The organism is Marinobacter sp. LA51 (assembly GCF_030297175.1).
Classification (GTDB): Bacteria; Pseudomonadota; Gammaproteobacteria; order Pseudomonadales; family Oleiphilaceae; genus Marinobacter; species Marinobacter apostichopi.
The window spans coordinates 2,481,169-2,495,521 of sequence record NZ_AP028070.1 but is presented as its reverse complement, the minus strand read 5'-3'; the positions used below and the strand labels follow the sequence as shown (position 1 = coordinate 2,495,521).

General features: G+C 59.4%; 17 protein-coding genes. All 17 read left to right on the top strand.

Features of this window, described 5'->3' with window-relative positions; all coding sequences use genetic code 11:
* Nucleotides 1–18 precede the first annotated feature (18 nt).
* The 17 genes from fliE (at nt 19) to fliR (ending at nt 14,334) form a co-directional block, all read left to right on the top strand.
* On the top strand, nt 19–387 hold the full coding sequence (gene fliE / locus QUE89_RS11455; RefSeq protein WP_286220213.1) for a flagellar hook-basal body complex protein FliE: 369 nt from the start codon (nt 19–21) through the stop codon (nt 385–387).
* A 15-nt stretch (nt 388–402) separates the two neighbouring features.
* Nucleotides 403–2,109 carry a flagellar basal-body MS-ring/collar protein FliF gene (gene fliF, locus QUE89_RS11450; protein ID WP_286220212.1) on the top strand — a complete coding sequence of 569 codons (1,707 nt, stop codon included), beginning with the start codon at nt 403–405 and terminating at the stop codon, nt 2,107–2,109.
* A gap of 82 nt (nt 2,110–2,191) precedes the next feature.
* A complete protein-coding gene (gene fliG, locus QUE89_RS11445) occupies nt 2,192–3,145 on the top strand; it encodes a flagellar motor switch protein FliG (protein ID WP_434784109.1) in 954 nt (317 codons plus the stop codon).
* Nucleotides 3,145–4,038 (top strand): flagellar assembly protein FliH, encoded by an 894-nt coding sequence (locus tag QUE89_RS11440; RefSeq protein WP_286220210.1) that lies wholly within the window; start codon nt 3,145–3,147, stop codon nt 4,036–4,038. Before fliG ends, QUE89_RS11440 begins: the two co-directional genes overlap by 1 nt.
* Entirely contained in the window at nt 4,019–5,416 is a 1,398-nt protein-coding gene (fliI, locus tag QUE89_RS11435; RefSeq protein ID WP_286220209.1) for a flagellar protein export ATPase FliI, read from the top strand. The genes QUE89_RS11440 and fliI overlap by 20 nt, the downstream gene beginning before the upstream one ends.
* Nucleotides 5,416–5,859 (top strand): flagellar export protein FliJ, encoded by a 444-nt coding sequence (gene fliJ / locus QUE89_RS11430; protein WP_286220208.1) that lies wholly within the window; start codon nt 5,416–5,418, stop codon nt 5,857–5,859. Before fliI ends, fliJ begins: the two co-directional genes overlap by 1 nt.
* Nucleotides 5,860–5,981: 122 nt before the next feature.
* On the top strand, nt 5,982–6,287 hold the full coding sequence (locus QUE89_RS11425; RefSeq protein WP_041341335.1) for an STAS domain-containing protein: 306 nt from the start codon (nt 5,982–5,984) through the stop codon (nt 6,285–6,287).
* A gap of 26 nt (nt 6,288–6,313) precedes the next feature.
* Complete coding sequence (locus QUE89_RS11420) at nt 6,314–8,080, top strand: PP2C family protein-serine/threonine phosphatase (protein WP_286220207.1); 1,767 nt, start codon at nt 6,314–6,316, stop codon at nt 8,078–8,080.
* Nucleotides 8,081–8,104: 24 nt separating this feature from the next.
* Nucleotides 8,105–8,452 carry an Hpt domain-containing protein gene (locus tag QUE89_RS11415; RefSeq protein ID WP_286220206.1) on the top strand — a complete coding sequence of 116 codons (348 nt, stop codon included), beginning with the start codon at nt 8,105–8,107 and terminating at the stop codon, nt 8,450–8,452.
* 114 nt (nt 8,453–8,566) lie between these two features.
* Nucleotides 8,567–9,796, top strand: coding sequence for a flagellar hook-length control protein FliK (locus tag QUE89_RS11410; RefSeq protein WP_286220205.1), 1,230 nt, complete (start codon nt 8,567–8,569; stop codon nt 9,794–9,796).
* A 206-nt stretch (nt 9,797–10,002) separates the two neighbouring features.
* Nucleotides 10,003–10,518: a flagellar basal body-associated FliL family protein gene (locus QUE89_RS11405; protein ID WP_286220203.1), complete on the top strand. Its 516-nt coding sequence runs from the start codon at nt 10,003–10,005 to the stop codon at nt 10,516–10,518.
* Nucleotides 10,519–10,558: 40 nt separating this feature from the next.
* Nucleotides 10,559–11,557 (top strand): flagellar motor switch protein FliM, encoded by a 999-nt coding sequence (gene fliM, locus QUE89_RS11400; protein ID WP_286220202.1) that lies wholly within the window; start codon nt 10,559–10,561, stop codon nt 11,555–11,557.
* Nucleotides 11,550–12,038, top strand: coding sequence for a flagellar motor switch protein FliN (fliN, locus tag QUE89_RS11395; protein ID WP_286220201.1), 489 nt, complete (start codon nt 11,550–11,552; stop codon nt 12,036–12,038). The genes fliM and fliN overlap by 8 nt, the downstream gene beginning before the upstream one ends.
* A 1-nt stretch (nt 12,039) precedes the next feature.
* Nucleotides 12,040–12,486, top strand: coding sequence for a flagellar biosynthetic protein FliO (gene fliO / locus QUE89_RS11390; RefSeq protein ID WP_286220200.1), 447 nt, complete (start codon nt 12,040–12,042; stop codon nt 12,484–12,486).
* Nucleotides 12,487–12,490: 4 nt separating this feature from the next.
* On the top strand, nt 12,491–13,267 hold the full coding sequence (gene fliP, locus QUE89_RS11385) for a flagellar type III secretion system pore protein FliP (RefSeq protein WP_286220199.1): 777 nt from the start codon (nt 12,491–12,493) through the stop codon (nt 13,265–13,267).
* A gap of 8 nt (nt 13,268–13,275) precedes the next feature.
* Entirely contained in the window at nt 13,276–13,545 is a 270-nt protein-coding gene (gene fliQ / locus QUE89_RS11380) for a flagellar biosynthesis protein FliQ (RefSeq protein ID WP_286220198.1), read from the top strand.
* A 3-nt stretch (nt 13,546–13,548) separates the two neighbouring features.
* Complete coding sequence (gene fliR, locus QUE89_RS11375) at nt 13,549–14,334, top strand: flagellar biosynthetic protein FliR (protein ID WP_041341357.1); 786 nt, start codon at nt 13,549–13,551, stop codon at nt 14,332–14,334.
* The last annotated feature ends 19 nt before the right edge of the window (nt 14,335–14,353 follow it).

Below are 14,353 nucleotides of genomic sequence, written 5' to 3'. Positions count from 1 at the left end.
CGGAATTGGGAGAGAGTTATGGTCCAGCGTGCCGACATCAACAGCGTCCTGTCAGACATTCGCTCACTGCGTTCCCAGATGATGCAGAATCAGCAAATCCAGCAGGATCAGTCGGTGCGAGGTCGAATTGACGGCCCGCGCCAGGTTCAGGAAACACAGGAACCATCGAGCTTCAGCGACATGCTGGGGAAAGCGGTGAATAATGTGAATGACCTGCAGCAGACCACCGGCGAACTCCGGACCGCCTATGACATGGGCGATCCCAATGTGGACATCACCAAAGTGATGATTGCGGCCCAGAAATCCTCTGTCTCCTTCGAAGCACTGACCCAGGTTCGTAACCGGGTGGTTCGCGCTTACGAAGACATCATGAACATGCCGATCTGATAACGGAGCAGAGCAATGGCCAGCGTTCCTGCACAAACCACATCTTCCAATGTTCCGGCATCCCAGGCATCCGATGGCCCTGAGAGCGGCAGCGATATGTTCCTGGGCTTCAATCGCCTGCACCTTTTGCGTCAGATCGGTCTTATGGTCGGCCTGGCGGCCAGTGTGGCGCTGGGCGTTGCCGTGGTGTTGTGGGCGCAGGAGCCGAATTACCAGCCGGTCGTGGGTGACCTGTCCTCGTACAACCCCCAGGACGTCACCACTATCCTCGAAAGCAACGGTATCGACTACAAAATGGATCCCAGAAGCGGTGCACTGCTGGTTCCGTCCGATCAGGTCTACAGTGCACGCCTCAAGCTGGCCGCCGAGGGTGTCACGGATCAGCAAACCATGGGCTACGAGCTGCTGGATCAGGATCGTGGTCTGGGTACCTCGCAGTTCATGGAAACAATCAGCTATCGGCGCGGCCTGGAGGGTGAACTGGCCCGCACCATCAGTGCCATGCGCGGTGTCCGCAGTGCCCGGGTGCACCTGGCCATTCCTGAGCGTTCGGTGTTTGTCCGGGATGCCCGCGAGCCATCCGCCTCTGTATTCCTGGAGGTGTTTGCCGGTCGTCGCCCGGAGCAGGAGCAGATCAATGCGGTGGTGAACCTGGTCGCCGGCAGCATCCCGATGATGAAGAAAGGCAACGTCACGGTCGTCGACCAGAATGGCAACCTGCTCACAGGCCAGGAAGGTGGCGGTGAAACTGACCGCATGCAGGATCAGTACGAGTACACCTCGAAGGTCGAAGAACGACTGAGCCGGCGAGTGACATCGCTGATTTCACCCATAGTGGGTGAAGGCCGGTATCGGGCCGAAGTTTCCGCGGACCTGGATTTCTCCTCGGTGGAGCAGGCAGAAGAGTTGTTCAATCCGGAACAGCAGGCGGTCCGCAGCGAGCGGGAAATGACCGAGCAGAGGGTTTCCGGTGCAGGACCGCTGGGTATTCCGGGCGCGCTGTCCAATCAGCCGCCGGCCGATGCCACTGTGCCTGAGCAAGCCGCCGCCGGCGACGGCGAAGAGGCCGCGCCCGCCAAGCCTATGGATGTCCGGCGCGAAGCAACACGCAACTATGAGATGGACCGTACCGTCAGCTATGTCCGCCAGGAGTTGGGGCGTATCAAGCGAGTGACCGTAGCTCTGGCGGTGGACGACATGAAGGTGGTGGATCCGCAAACCGGTGAAGTCAGCTTCCAGCCCTGGCCTGAGCAGGAGCTTCAGCGCCTGAGCATGTTGGTGCGGGATGCGGTCGGCTATTCGGCGGCTCGTGGTGACAGTGTTACGGTGATGAACACAGCCTTTGCGCCGGAAGAATCCATTGAATTCGAGGCCCCGGGATTCTGGGAGCAACCCTGGTTCTGGGACTTGATGAAGCAGGTGCTGGCCGGCCTGGTGATCCTGGTCCTGGTGTTGGGTTTGCTGCGCCCGACCCTGAAGAGCCTGTCTGGCAGCGGTCAGCGTGAGCGCAGTGGCTCCGACGGCGATCGTGGCTACGGCGACCTGGACAGCATCGAGGGTGGCCAGGAATTGCGCCAAGCTATGTCGGGTCAGGATGATCTGCTTTTGCCCGGCGCCACTGACAGCTATGATAGGCAACTGAATTCTCTGAAAGGCCTGATAGCAGAAGACCCGGCCCGGGTTGCCCAGGTCATGCGCCAGTGGGTGAACGTTGATGACTGATCAAGATAACCAGCCAGGAGCCGGCGCGCCCCAGAAGCCGCAGCGAAAAATCTCGCGGGTTGAGCAGGCCGCCATCCTGCTGATGTCCCTGGGCGAGGCTGATGCAGCACAGGTGCTAAAACACATGGGTCCGAAAGAGGTCCAGCGTGTGGGTGTGGCCATGGCCCAGATGAAGGACGTCAGCAAGGATGACGTCAGCTTCGTGCTGAGCCAGTTCGTTGACGCCGTGGGCGGCCAGACCGGTCTCGGTGTGGGCAACGACGACTATATCCGCGCCATGCTGACCCAGGCCCTGGGAGACGATAAGGCTGCCAGCCTGATTGATCGCATCCTGATTGGGGGCAACACCACCGGTCTGGATACTCTCAAGTGGATGGAGCCCCGTGCCGTGGGCGACATCATCCGTTACGAGCACCCTCAGATTCAGGCCATCGTTATCTCTTATCTGGACCCGGATCAGGCCGCTGAAATTCTTGCCACCCTGGACGACAAGGTTCGGCTGGATGTGATGATGCGCGTGGCCTCCCTGGAAAGTATCCAGCCCCAGGCCCTGCAGGAGTTGAATGACATTCTGGAGAAACAGTTCTCCGGTGGCTCGGCCGCTCAGACCAGCCGGATTGGCGGTATCAAGCGTGCGGCCGACATCATGAACTTTATGGATCGCAGCATCGAAGGCAACCTGATGGATTCCATCAAGGATATGGATCCGGATCTGGCCTCGACCATCGAGGACCTGATGTTTGTCTTCGACAACCTCAAGGATATCGACGATCGCGGCATCCAGGCGCTGCTGCGGGAAGTGTCTTCGGAAGTGCTGGTGGTGGCTCTTAAAGGCGCCGACGATGCGGTCCAGGAGAAGATCTTCAAGAACATGTCCAAGCGGGCTGCCGAGCTGCTGCAGGATGACCTGGAGGCCAAGGGCCCGGTTAAGGTCAGCGAGGTTGAGGGGGCTCAGAAAGACATTATCACCGTGGCCCGACGGATGGCCGAAGCGGGTGAAATCTCACTCGGCGGTGCCGGCGAAGAAATGATGTGATGAAAGATTCCTCCAAGGATCTCAACCGCATACCGAAGGAACAGCTGACCGCGTACGAGCGCTGGGAGTTGCCCCTGCTGGACGCCCGTGGCAATGAAATTGCCCGGGAAGAGGAGCGGGACGTCAAACCTTTGACTGCCGCCGACCTGGGAGAGATCCGCAAGGCGGCGCGCGAGGACGGTTACAACGAGGGCCGGGAAGCGGGCTATCAGGCCGGGCTGGCCGAGGGTAAGGCTGAGGGCCACGCGGAAGGGCTACAGACTGGCATTACCGAAGGTCGGGAACAGGGCGAAAAACAGGGCTACGAAGACAGCCGCAAGGACATCGACACCAAGCTCGATCGCCTTGAACATCTCATGGGCGAATTGCTGCTGCCAATTCGCCGTCATGAAGACGAGGTGGAAACAGCGCTGGTAAATCTCACCACGGTCCTGGCACGGGCGGTGGTGTTCCGGGAACTGTCCCTGGATTCGTCCCAGATTCAGAGCGTTGTGCGGAAGGCCCTGGCGGCCTTGCCATCAACCGCGGAAAACCTGCGCATTCATATTCACCCTGACGACGAAACCTTCGTGCGCGAAGTGACCGCACGGCTGGATTCGTCCGCCTCGATCATTGCCGACGACACCGTTCTGCCCGGTGGCTGCACCATCCAAACCCGCCACAGCCTGGTGGACTTCACCGTTGAAAAGCGGTTCCAGCGTGCCGTCCAGAGCATGCTGGCGCAGCAAGCCGAGGACGGCGAGGCTGGCGACGTGGAAGAGCTGGATGCCCTGATGGGCGATCTCACTGATTTTCAGCGGGACGTACTGAGCACCCCCGAACCGCAAGACCTGTCTCCGCAGGATGAGCCGAACGACGACAAGGACGCGGGCGATGACCTCACGTCTGGCTGATCGGCTGAATAAGTTTCAGGATTTTCTCGGTGACGAACCAACTCCGGAGTTATCCGGCCGGCTAACCCGCATGGTCGGACTGACCCTGGAATGTGTTGGTTGCCCCATGGTGGTAGGCGATCGTTGTGTTATCGAGAGCCAGGGTGCCGGCACCATTGAAGCGGAAGTGGTGGGTTTTGAGGACGACCGGGTTTATCTGATGCCGCTCACCGCCATTGACGGTCTCAAACCCGGTGCCCGGGTGGTGCCGGTGTCGGCCGCCAGTCGGGTTCCGGTCGGGCCGCAGATGCTCGGGCGGGTGGTGGACGGCAGTGGCGAGCCGCTGGACGGCAAGGGACCGCTGCAGGCCGAGGCCCGGGTGGCGCTCGCCGGCGATATCATCAACCCCCTGAATCGTGCGCCGGTGCGGCAGTCCATGGATGTCGGTATTCGAGCCATCAACTCCCTGCTGACCGTAGGGCAGGGCCAACGCCTGGGCCTGTTTGCCGGCAGTGGTGTGGGTAAGAGTATGCTGCTGGGCATGATGACCCGGTTCACCGATGCCGATATTACCGTGGTGGGCCTGATTGGCGAGCGTGGCCGGGAGGTCAAGGAATTCATCGAGGACATCCTGGGAGAGGAAGGCCTGTCCCGATCCGTGGTGGTGGCGTCGCCCGCCGACGATTCCCCGCTCATGCGCTTGCGTGCGGCCATGCTGACCACACGAATCGCCGAGTACTACCGGGATCAGGGCAAGCGGGTGTTGCTGTTGATGGATTCGCTCACCCGTTACGCCCAGGCCCAGCGTGAAATCGCCCTGGCAGTCGGCGAGCCCCCGGCAACCAAGGGCTATCCGCCCTCTGTCTTCGCAAAATTGCCCCAGCTGGTTGAGCGTACCGGTAATGGCCGGCCCGGTGGTGGTTCGATCACCGCGTTCTACACCGTGCTAACCGAGGGAGATGACCAGCAGGACCCCATTGCCGATGCCGCCCGGGCGATCCTGGATGGCCACATTGTGTTGTCGCGCCGCCTGGCGGAAGAGGGTCATTATCCGGCCATTGATGTTGAGGCTTCCATCAGCCGGGTGATGCCCCAGGTCACCGAAACTGACCACTTTGCCCGCGCCCAACGGTTCAAACAGGTTTATTCCCGCTATCAGCAGGCCCGGGATCTGATCAGTGTTGGCGCCTACGTAAAGGGCTCGGATCCGGAAACGGATTTTGCCATCGCCCACATCGCCAATATGCGCCAGTTCCTTCAGCAAGGGCTGAATGAGAGTGCTCCGCTGAAAGACAGCATTGAGCAGTTACTGGCGGTGGTGCCGGAGCGGCGGTCACCGGATCGCATCAAGTCGGCGGCGGTGAATTCTCCGCCCGGCGGCTCTGGGGCTAGAGGCTGATGCTTCGTTCCCGGCGCCTGGAAGTCGTGTTAACCCTGGAAGAGCGTAAGGAGCAGGAGGCGCTCGAGCGCATGGGGGAGGCCCGCAAACTGGTAGAGCAGCAGCGGGAGCAGATCAACAATCTGAACCAGTACCAGCAGGAATATCGGGATCAGATTCGTAACAGCCAACAGGGTGTCGTTGACGTGCGCCGCCTGCAGTCCTGGCAGGCTTTTATCGCCCAGCTCGATCAGGTCATTGGCCAGCAGCAGAAACAGCTCGACCAGGCCGAGAAAGTCTTTGGCGCCAGGCGTGCCGAATGGCAGCAAGCCTACGAGCGCAAACGAGGAATGGAGAAATACATCGAGACCTGTCGCCAGCAGGAGCAGCGTGAGCAGGACCTGAGTGAGCAGAAGCTGGCCGACGAAGCAGCCGGTCGGGCCTTTGTTCGCCGGCGTCGATAAAGGCGGCTCAGCGCCGGATTCTGACCAGTGCAATTTAGTCGTGTTGGGCTATCCTTATCCCAAGAAGATTCGCCCGTTAAGGGATGGTTCATGCTCCAACGAAATCATTCGGAGGTTTGGGAATGCCGATTCAGACACGTCGTGGTGAAGACAGCCAGACTCTGATCATCAGTATTGTGGGGCGGTTCGACTTCAGCACCCATCAGGCCTTCCGTGATGCCTACGAGCACGGTGATGAAAGCATTCGCTACTACATCGTCGACTTGTCGGATACCACCTATCTGGATAGTTCCGCGCTTGGTATGTTGCTCCTGCTCCGGGATTACGCCGGCGGGGATGGCGCAAGCATTTCCATTGAAAACTGCAATAACGACGTCCGTCGGATCCTGTCCATCTCCAATTTCGAGCAGTTGTTCGCCATCCGTTGAATCATGCGCACTGCCCGGAGCCCCTCGTGGAAGAATCCATTGCGGAACCCAAACCGCTCACCATCCTGATTGCCGATGACAGCGACACTGATCGTCTTATTTTGACGGCGTTGGTGCGCCGGTTGGGGCATCGTGTTTTCGAGGCGAAGAATGGCCAGGAAGCGGTTCAGCTGTTCCAGGACTGTGATCCCGATATCGTGTTGCTGGACGCCCTGATGCCAGTGATGGACGGCATGGAGGCGGCCCGGCAAATCAAGATCCTGGCGGGCGAACGGATGGTTCCGCTGATTTTCCTAACGTCGCTGTCTGAGGCAGAGGAGCTGGCCAAGTGTCTGGATGCCGGCGGCGATGACTTCCTGAGCAAGCCCTACAACCGGGTTATCCTTGAGGCCAAGATCAACGCCTTCAATCGCATGCGGCTGATGCACCGGGCCTTGTCGAGCCAGCGGGATCTGACCCGGGAGCGTAACGAGCAGTTGTTGCAGGAGCAGGAGATCGCGAAAAGGGTCTTCGATAACGTGGCCCACACCGGTTGCCTGGACGCCTTCAATATTCGTCACCACGCCTCACCGCTGGCCCTGTTCAACGGCGATGTCCTGTTTGCGGCGCCGTTTCCGGCCGGGGGCATGCTGGTCTTCATCGGTGATTTTACCGGTCATGGCCTGCCTGCAGCCATCGGTGCCATGCCCTTGGCAGAGATTTTCTATGGCATGGTCACCAAGGGATTCAAGGGGGCAGATGTGCTGCGGGAGTTTAATCAAAAGCTCAAACAGATCCTGCCGCCGGGCATGTTCTGCTGCGGCGGCATGATCGAGGCCGATTTCAAGCACAACCAACTGCAGGTTTGGAATGGTGGTCTGCCTGATGGTTGGCTGGTGCGGGCCAACGGCGACCTTGAGCTTGTGCCCTCCCGGCATTTGCCGCTCGGCATTCTGTCATCAGACCGCTTTGACGACAGCATGGATAACCTGCCCACTGGGCCAGGCGACCGCTTACTGATGCTGACCGATGGCTTTCTGGAGTCCCGCAACACCGAGGGCCGTTTGTTTGGGGACTCAGGCATTCGGTGGGCGCTGGAATCACGGACGGCGAGTCAACATCCATTTGATGCCGTGCTGGAAGCCGTACAGCATTTTTCCGCGAGCGCCGCCGATACCGACGATCTGACCATGTGCAGTGTCGAGATGGTCGACGAGGTTGGCATCTCCATCATACAGGATCGCACCGAGCCGTCGCCGCTGCCCGGGCCGATGGAGTGGCATTGTGAGTACGAAGTCCGCGAACGCACCCTCGGGGATTTCAGCCCCTTGCCGTTGCTGCTGCACATTTGCATGGAAGTGCCAGGCTTGAGGCGCAAGAGCGGCGAGATCTACACCTTGCTGGCGGAGCTCTACAGCAATGCACTGGAGCACGGTGTGTTGGAGCTGCCATCGCACTGGAAACAGTCGGCCGAGGGTTTTGACCAATACTATGAAGAGCGTCGCCGCCGGTTGAGCCGGGTTGAGGGGCATTTTATCCGGTTCAGTCTCAGTCACTCCATGACACCATCGGGGGGTCGGCTGCGCATTGTCTGTGAGGACAGTGGCTCGGGCTTTGATTTCCACAACCATCCCATCCTTGAGGCGGATCTGAGACCTGGAAGGGCCGGCCGCTACGCCGGTCGCGGTCTTTTGCTATTGAAACGGCTGGCTGAATCCGTCACGTTTCACCAGCAGGGAAATCAGGTTGAAATCATTTTTGATTGGGAAGTCGTCGGAAGCTTATCGAATCCGGCGTCATCACACCGGCAGTGACCGGTTTACGAACAGGGGGTAGGTATGACTGAAAAACCGCACCTTGACGACGAGGCACTGGCTGAGCTTCAGGATGTCATGGAAGATGAATTCGACGTGTTGATGCGCACATTCTTGTACGATTCCCGTGAGCGAATCGCCAGCCTGAAACAGGCGGTCAGTGAGCAGGATGCCGAGGCATTGGCGCACACCGCCCACAGCTTCAAAGGCAGCTGCATCAACATTGGCGCGCCACAATTGGGCGAGCTGTGCCGGGCAGCCGAAAGCGCCGGTAAAGAGCGGCAGCTGGCGGACGTGCCCGCCATCATTGAGACCATTGAGGCGGAATTTCGCAAAGTGACCGAACTGATCGAGGAGTTCATGGTTCGCTGAGAAGCGATTGTTTGTTTGGCATCGCTTTTGCAGATCTCAAGGAAACGGCCCCCAAGCTAGCTCTAAGCCGGCAAGATTTGGGTGTCCCAGAGACGAAAGCGGCAAGAGGTTGCCATGGCCCAGATGGTTCTCCCCCAGACTCCCGCACCAGGGATGAAAACTGACGTTAACCCCGCGAAGTCCGGTTCCGCCAGGGAGCCGGATGGCGAAAGCCGTTACGAATCGGTATCTCGCGCGGAGCAAAAGCGCCTGGACCGGCAGGAATCCGATCGGCGGTCGGAGCAGGCTACAAACGATGCCCGTAAGGCCGACAATGATCGATCTTCGGAGCCGGCGGGACAGCAGGCCGCGGGCGATAGCAAAACAGCAGACAATGCCGACAAAGCCAGCGCCGATAACAGCGCTCCGGACGAATCTGCTGCTGGCTCCACCGGTAAGGTTGAGGTCAGTGAAGGATCCGGTAACGCTGCGGGTGAGGCCCTTGAAGGCCTGGAAGAAACTGTTGTTCCCCCTACGTTTGCCGAACTCCAGGCCCTGCTGACCCCGGCGTCAGGAATGGCGGGCATGGCCGTCAGCGGCAAGGCCGCTGAGGTGAGTGGTACCACGGGGCCGCTGCCCACACTGATGCCGGTCGCCGGTGCCCTGAACGCGGGTTCGGGTGTCAAACCGGGGCAGATCGGTCAGGTGGGGCAGAGTTCGCCCGGATTGACCGCTGGGTTGCAGCTGACCGAGGCGTTGGCTGCTACCGTTGGCTCCGAAACCAGTCGGCCGGCTGACCCTGCCAGTCTGATTGCCTCTGGCCGTTTTCAGTCCAGTCTGGAAGTAGCTGGTCAGCAGGTTGCGAATGCTGCTGCAGTTAAGGTTCCGGCGGAGGCTGCCGTGCCATTGAAAAGCTACGCCACCTCCATCGACACGCCAGTTGGCCAAGCCGACTGGGGTGACAAACTGGTGGGTAAGCTCAGCTGGTTGACCGCCAGAAATATGTCGGTGGCGGAAATCCACCTGACACCGGCGGACCTGGGGCCGATGGAGGTGAAAGTGCGGGTGCAGAACGAGCAGGCCAACATCACCGTGCACTCAGCCAACCCAATTGTCCGGGAGCAGCTGGAACAGCAATCCCATCGACTCCGCGACATGCTGGGTGAGCAGGGTCTGAACCTGGCTCGGTTCGATGTTTCCGATTCGCCTCAGCAGCGCAGTGGTGAACAGTCATCGGGCGAGGAGCAGGGCAGTGGCAAGGGTGGCCACTCGGGTGATTCCCTATTGTCTGACGCCGATGAAGCCGACATTCAAGCCGGTAGTCTGGATCTGAGCTGGAAGGGCGAAGTCGACGTCTTCGCCTGATGGCGAAGGGGGCGCTTTCCGTCCTGATCTGTAAGTGGTTCCTTCTTTTAAGAATTCTCTCCAATCTATTTTGCCCATCCTCCCGTGCAACGCTAAACTGCTGTTCTTAACGGGAGGAGTGGGTTTTCTGGCCCACCCTTTGCATCGGATTCATAAAAGTCGCGGAAAAACCCTCCGTCTGACGAATTTCTGGCAAAGCGAAGACTATGGCTGAAAATAACGAACCTGCAGCGGAACCGGCCCAGAAAGGCAAACTGAAAATGATCATCATGCTGGTGATCATTGTTGTCCTGGCTATTGCGCTGTCGATCGTGGGCACGCTCTGGTTCCTCGGCGGCAGTCTGCCGGGCACGTCCAGCGACGAGGGCGAGGCCACCGAAGAGGCAGTGGAAGAGACCTTCGTGCCCAGCACTTACGTTGAGCTGAACAAGGCGGTGGTGACCACAGTGCAGACCGGCGGGGGCCGCCAGCGATATGCACAGGTTTACCTGGCCCTTGAGGCAACGGACCCGCAGGCCCTGGCCGCAGCGGAATTGCACATGCCGTTGATCCGGAGCCAGCTGGTGACGGTTCTGGGCAGCAGTAAGTTTGAGGATTTACAGACGCCGGAAGGGCGTCAGGGCCTGGCCGAGCGGATGTCGACAACGGTTAACCAGGTGCTGGAACAGGAAGGCGAGCCTGCTATCGAGCGGGTATTGTTCAGAAATTTTGTGGTGCAATAGGACCCCAAGCGGGTAAGGCATTTCAGGGGCAGGACTACGTATGCAGGACTTGTTGTCACAGGATGAAATCGATGCCCTTCTCCATGGTGTGGACGATGGGGATATCGATACCTATGAAGAGGCCGACGAAACCGGCGTAAAGTCCTACGACCTTGCCAGCCAGGATCGCATCGTCCGTGGCCGGATGCCGACACTGGAGATGATCAACGAGCGTTTCGCCCGTTATACCCGGATCAGCCTGTTTAATCTCATGCGCCGCAACGCCGATGTCTCCACCGGTGGCGTGCAGATCATGAAGTTCGGTGAGTACATCCATACCCTGTACGTGCCCACCAGTCTCAACCTGGTCAAGGTTCGTCCGCTGCGTGGCGCTGGGCTGTTCGTACTCGACGCCAAACTGGTGTTCAAGCTGGTCGACAACTTCTTTGGTGGTGAAGGCCGGCACGCCAAGATCGAAGGCCGGGAATTTACTCCGACCGAAACCCGAATTGTGCAGATGGTGCTGGATCAGGTTTTCACCGACATGAAAGAGGCCTGGCAGGCGGTCCTTAAAGTCGATTTTGAGTACCTCAGTTCCGAAGTGAATCCGGCTATGGCCAACATCGTCAGCCCCAGTGAAGTGGTGGTGGTCAGCACCTTCCACATCGAATTGGACGGTGGCGGTGGTGAGCTGCATTTCGCGCTGCCATATTCCATGATCGAGCCCATTCGTGATGTGCTGGATGCCGGTGTGCAAAGCGACATCGACGACGTGGACGAACGTTGGGTTAATGCCCTGCAGGAAGACATCCAGGAGGTAAACGTGCCGGTGAACACCACCGTGTGCCGGCGCCGGATTTCACTGCGGGACATTGCCAAGATGAAGGCGGGCGACATCATCCCGGTGGAGATCCCCGACCATCTGACGGTGACCGCGAACGGTATTCCGATTTACAAGGCCACTATGGGCACGAGGGATGGCAAGCTGGCCCTTCGAATTCAAGAGAGGGCATCGCTGCCCAAGGTCAAGAAACAACTGAAGGTGGGACGCAATGGCTGACGACAGCAAAGGCGAGCAGCAGCTCAGCGAAGACGAAAAGCTGGCCGCGGAGTGGGAAGCGGCCATGGAAGAGTCCGGTGACGACGCCGATTCTGGCGAGGACGAGTGGGCGGCGGCCATGGCCGAAGCTGGCGAAACCGGAAAGGACGACGATGTGCAGGCCGCGCCGATGGAGGAGTTTGATCACGTGAGCCAGCCGTCCCAGGGCACTGGACCGGCCCCGGACATGGACGTGATTCTGGACATTCCGGTGACCATTTCCATGGAAGTCGGCAACACCCAGATTCCGATCCGCAACCTGCTGCAACTCAACCAGGGCTCGGTGATTGAGCTGGACCGGCTGGCGGGCGAACCGCTGGACGTGCTGGTGAACGGTACCCTGATTGCCCACGGTGAAGTGGTCATGGTGAACGAAAAATTCGGTATTCGCCTGACTGACGTCATCAGTCCGGGCGAGCGCATCAAGCGGTTGCAGAAATAACATGTGGTCGAAGCTGTTCGGTCTGACTGCGCTCGCGCTTGCGAGTCCGCTTTGGGCAGAGGAGGCCGGAAAAGCAGCCCAGGAACTGCCGACCCGCGCCCCGGATACCATGGGTACGATGGTGAGCCTGGGCCTTGGCCTCATCGCCGTCATTGCGCTCATCTACGGCTGTGCCTGGATTATCCGTCGCATGAATGGCATGACCGGGATGAACAACAACGCCATCAAGGTGGTGTCGGTCATGGCCCTCGGCGCCCGCGAGCGCCTGGCGCTGATAGAAGTGGGTGGCCAGCAGATCCTGTTGGGCATCACACCGTCTGCCATTCGCACGCTGCATGTGTTTGATGAGCCGGTGGTTGATGCCAGCAATCCGCCTTCCGGTGAGTTCGCTCGCCGGCTTCAGGGCATGATTGGTAAATCCTGGACTTCGCCCGCAAGGAAAGACTGACTCCATGCCTGCTTTGCTTCTCAAACGGTTTGCTCCGGTACTGGTGCTTTTGCTCGGCGTTATCTGGGCGCCTTTGTCCATGGCCCAGGAATCCGGCGGTATTCCCGGCATTCCGGCCTTTACGGTTGAGCCTGGTGAAGGTGAGGGCGTTCAGGAATACTCGGTAACGCTGCAGATTCTGGCGCTGATGACGGCGCTGACCTTTCTGCCGGCGATGCTGATGATGATGACGTCTTTCACCCGGATCATCGTGGTGTTCGCCATTCTGCGCCAGGCCCTTGGCCTGCAGGCAACGCCGTCCAACCAGATTCTGCTCGGGCTGGCGCTGTTCCTGAGTATCTTCATCATGAAGCCGGTACTGGAAGAGGCCAACCGCGTCGGCTTGCAACCCTACCTGCAGGAAGAGGTAACCTCCCTGGAGGCGGTGGAACTGGCGAGCGTCCCGTTTAAGAAGTTCATGCTGGAGCAGACCCGGGAAAGCGATCTGGCGCTGTTCATGCGGATGGCCGATGTGCAGTATCAGACCCCCGACGACGTATCGTTCTGGGTATTGATGCCGGCTTTCGTCACCAGTGAGCTGAAGACCGCGTTCCAGATCGGGTTTATCCTGTTTATCCCGTTCCTGATCATCGACATGGTGGTCGCCAGTGTCCTGATGGCCATGGGTATGATGATGCTGTCACCGATCATCATCTCGCTGCCGTTCAAGATCATGTTGTTTGTGCTGGTGGATGGCTGGGCCCTGATCATGGGCACGCTGGCCGCCAGTTACGGAATATAGGGGGCGCAATGACTCCGGAAACCGTTATCGATATTCTTCGTGAGGCGCTGTGGATGATCGTGCTGCTGGCGTCGGTCATTATCGTGCCGGGTTTGCTGATCGGTCTGGTGGTGAGTACCTTCCAGGCCGCAACCCAGATCAACGAGCAGACCCTCAGTTTCCTGCCGCGGCTGCTGGTGACGCTGATCGTTATCATTGTCATGGGTCCCTGGATGCTGACCCAGTTGCTGGACCACGCCAACCGGCTGATATCCAGCATTCCCTACCTGATTGGCTGACGGATGATACCAGCGGAATTCAGTGCGGATCTGCTGGGGCAGTGGGTAGGCCAGCACCTGTGGCCGCTGTTCCGGCTGGCCAGTTTCCTGATGGTGATCCCCATCTTCGGCACCCAGCTGGTGCCGGCCCGGGTTCGTCTGGGCCTGGCGCTGCTGATGACCATCCTGATTGTTCCGCTCATTCCGCCAGTCCCACAAGTTGAAGCGCTCAGTGCCGATGCTGTGGTGATCACGCTGCAGCAGATCCTGATCGGTGTCGGCCTGGGCTTCGCCTTAACGGCCCTGTGGCAGTTATTTGTCGTCGCCGGCCAGATGATCGCCATGCAGATGGGTCTGGGGTTCGCGTCCATGGTGGACCCGGCCAACGGCGTTAATGTCCCGGTGCTGTCGCAGATTTACACCATCACTATCACGTTGCTGTTCCTGGCCATGAACGGTCATCTGGCCGTCTTCGAGGTATTCATTGAAAGTTTCCGGACCTTACCCATCGGCCTGGAAGGCCTGGGGCAGGGAGGCGTCTGGGATCTGGCCCATCGCATCAGCTGGATGTTTGCCTCCGCCATGCTGCTGGCACTGCCGGCAGTCACTGCGGTGCTTATCGTAAGCATCTCATTTGGCGTGATGACCCGTGCGGCGCCCCAAATGAACATCTTCGCCCTGGGTTTCCCGATTGGCCTGATTTTTGGATTATTTTCCATCTGGGTACTGCACGCCAACTTTCTGCCGCACTTTGATCAGTACACGCGGGAGACCTTTGAATTCATGAGGCAGTTGCAGGGACGGCCGTAAAGGCCTTTCTCCTTTAGCT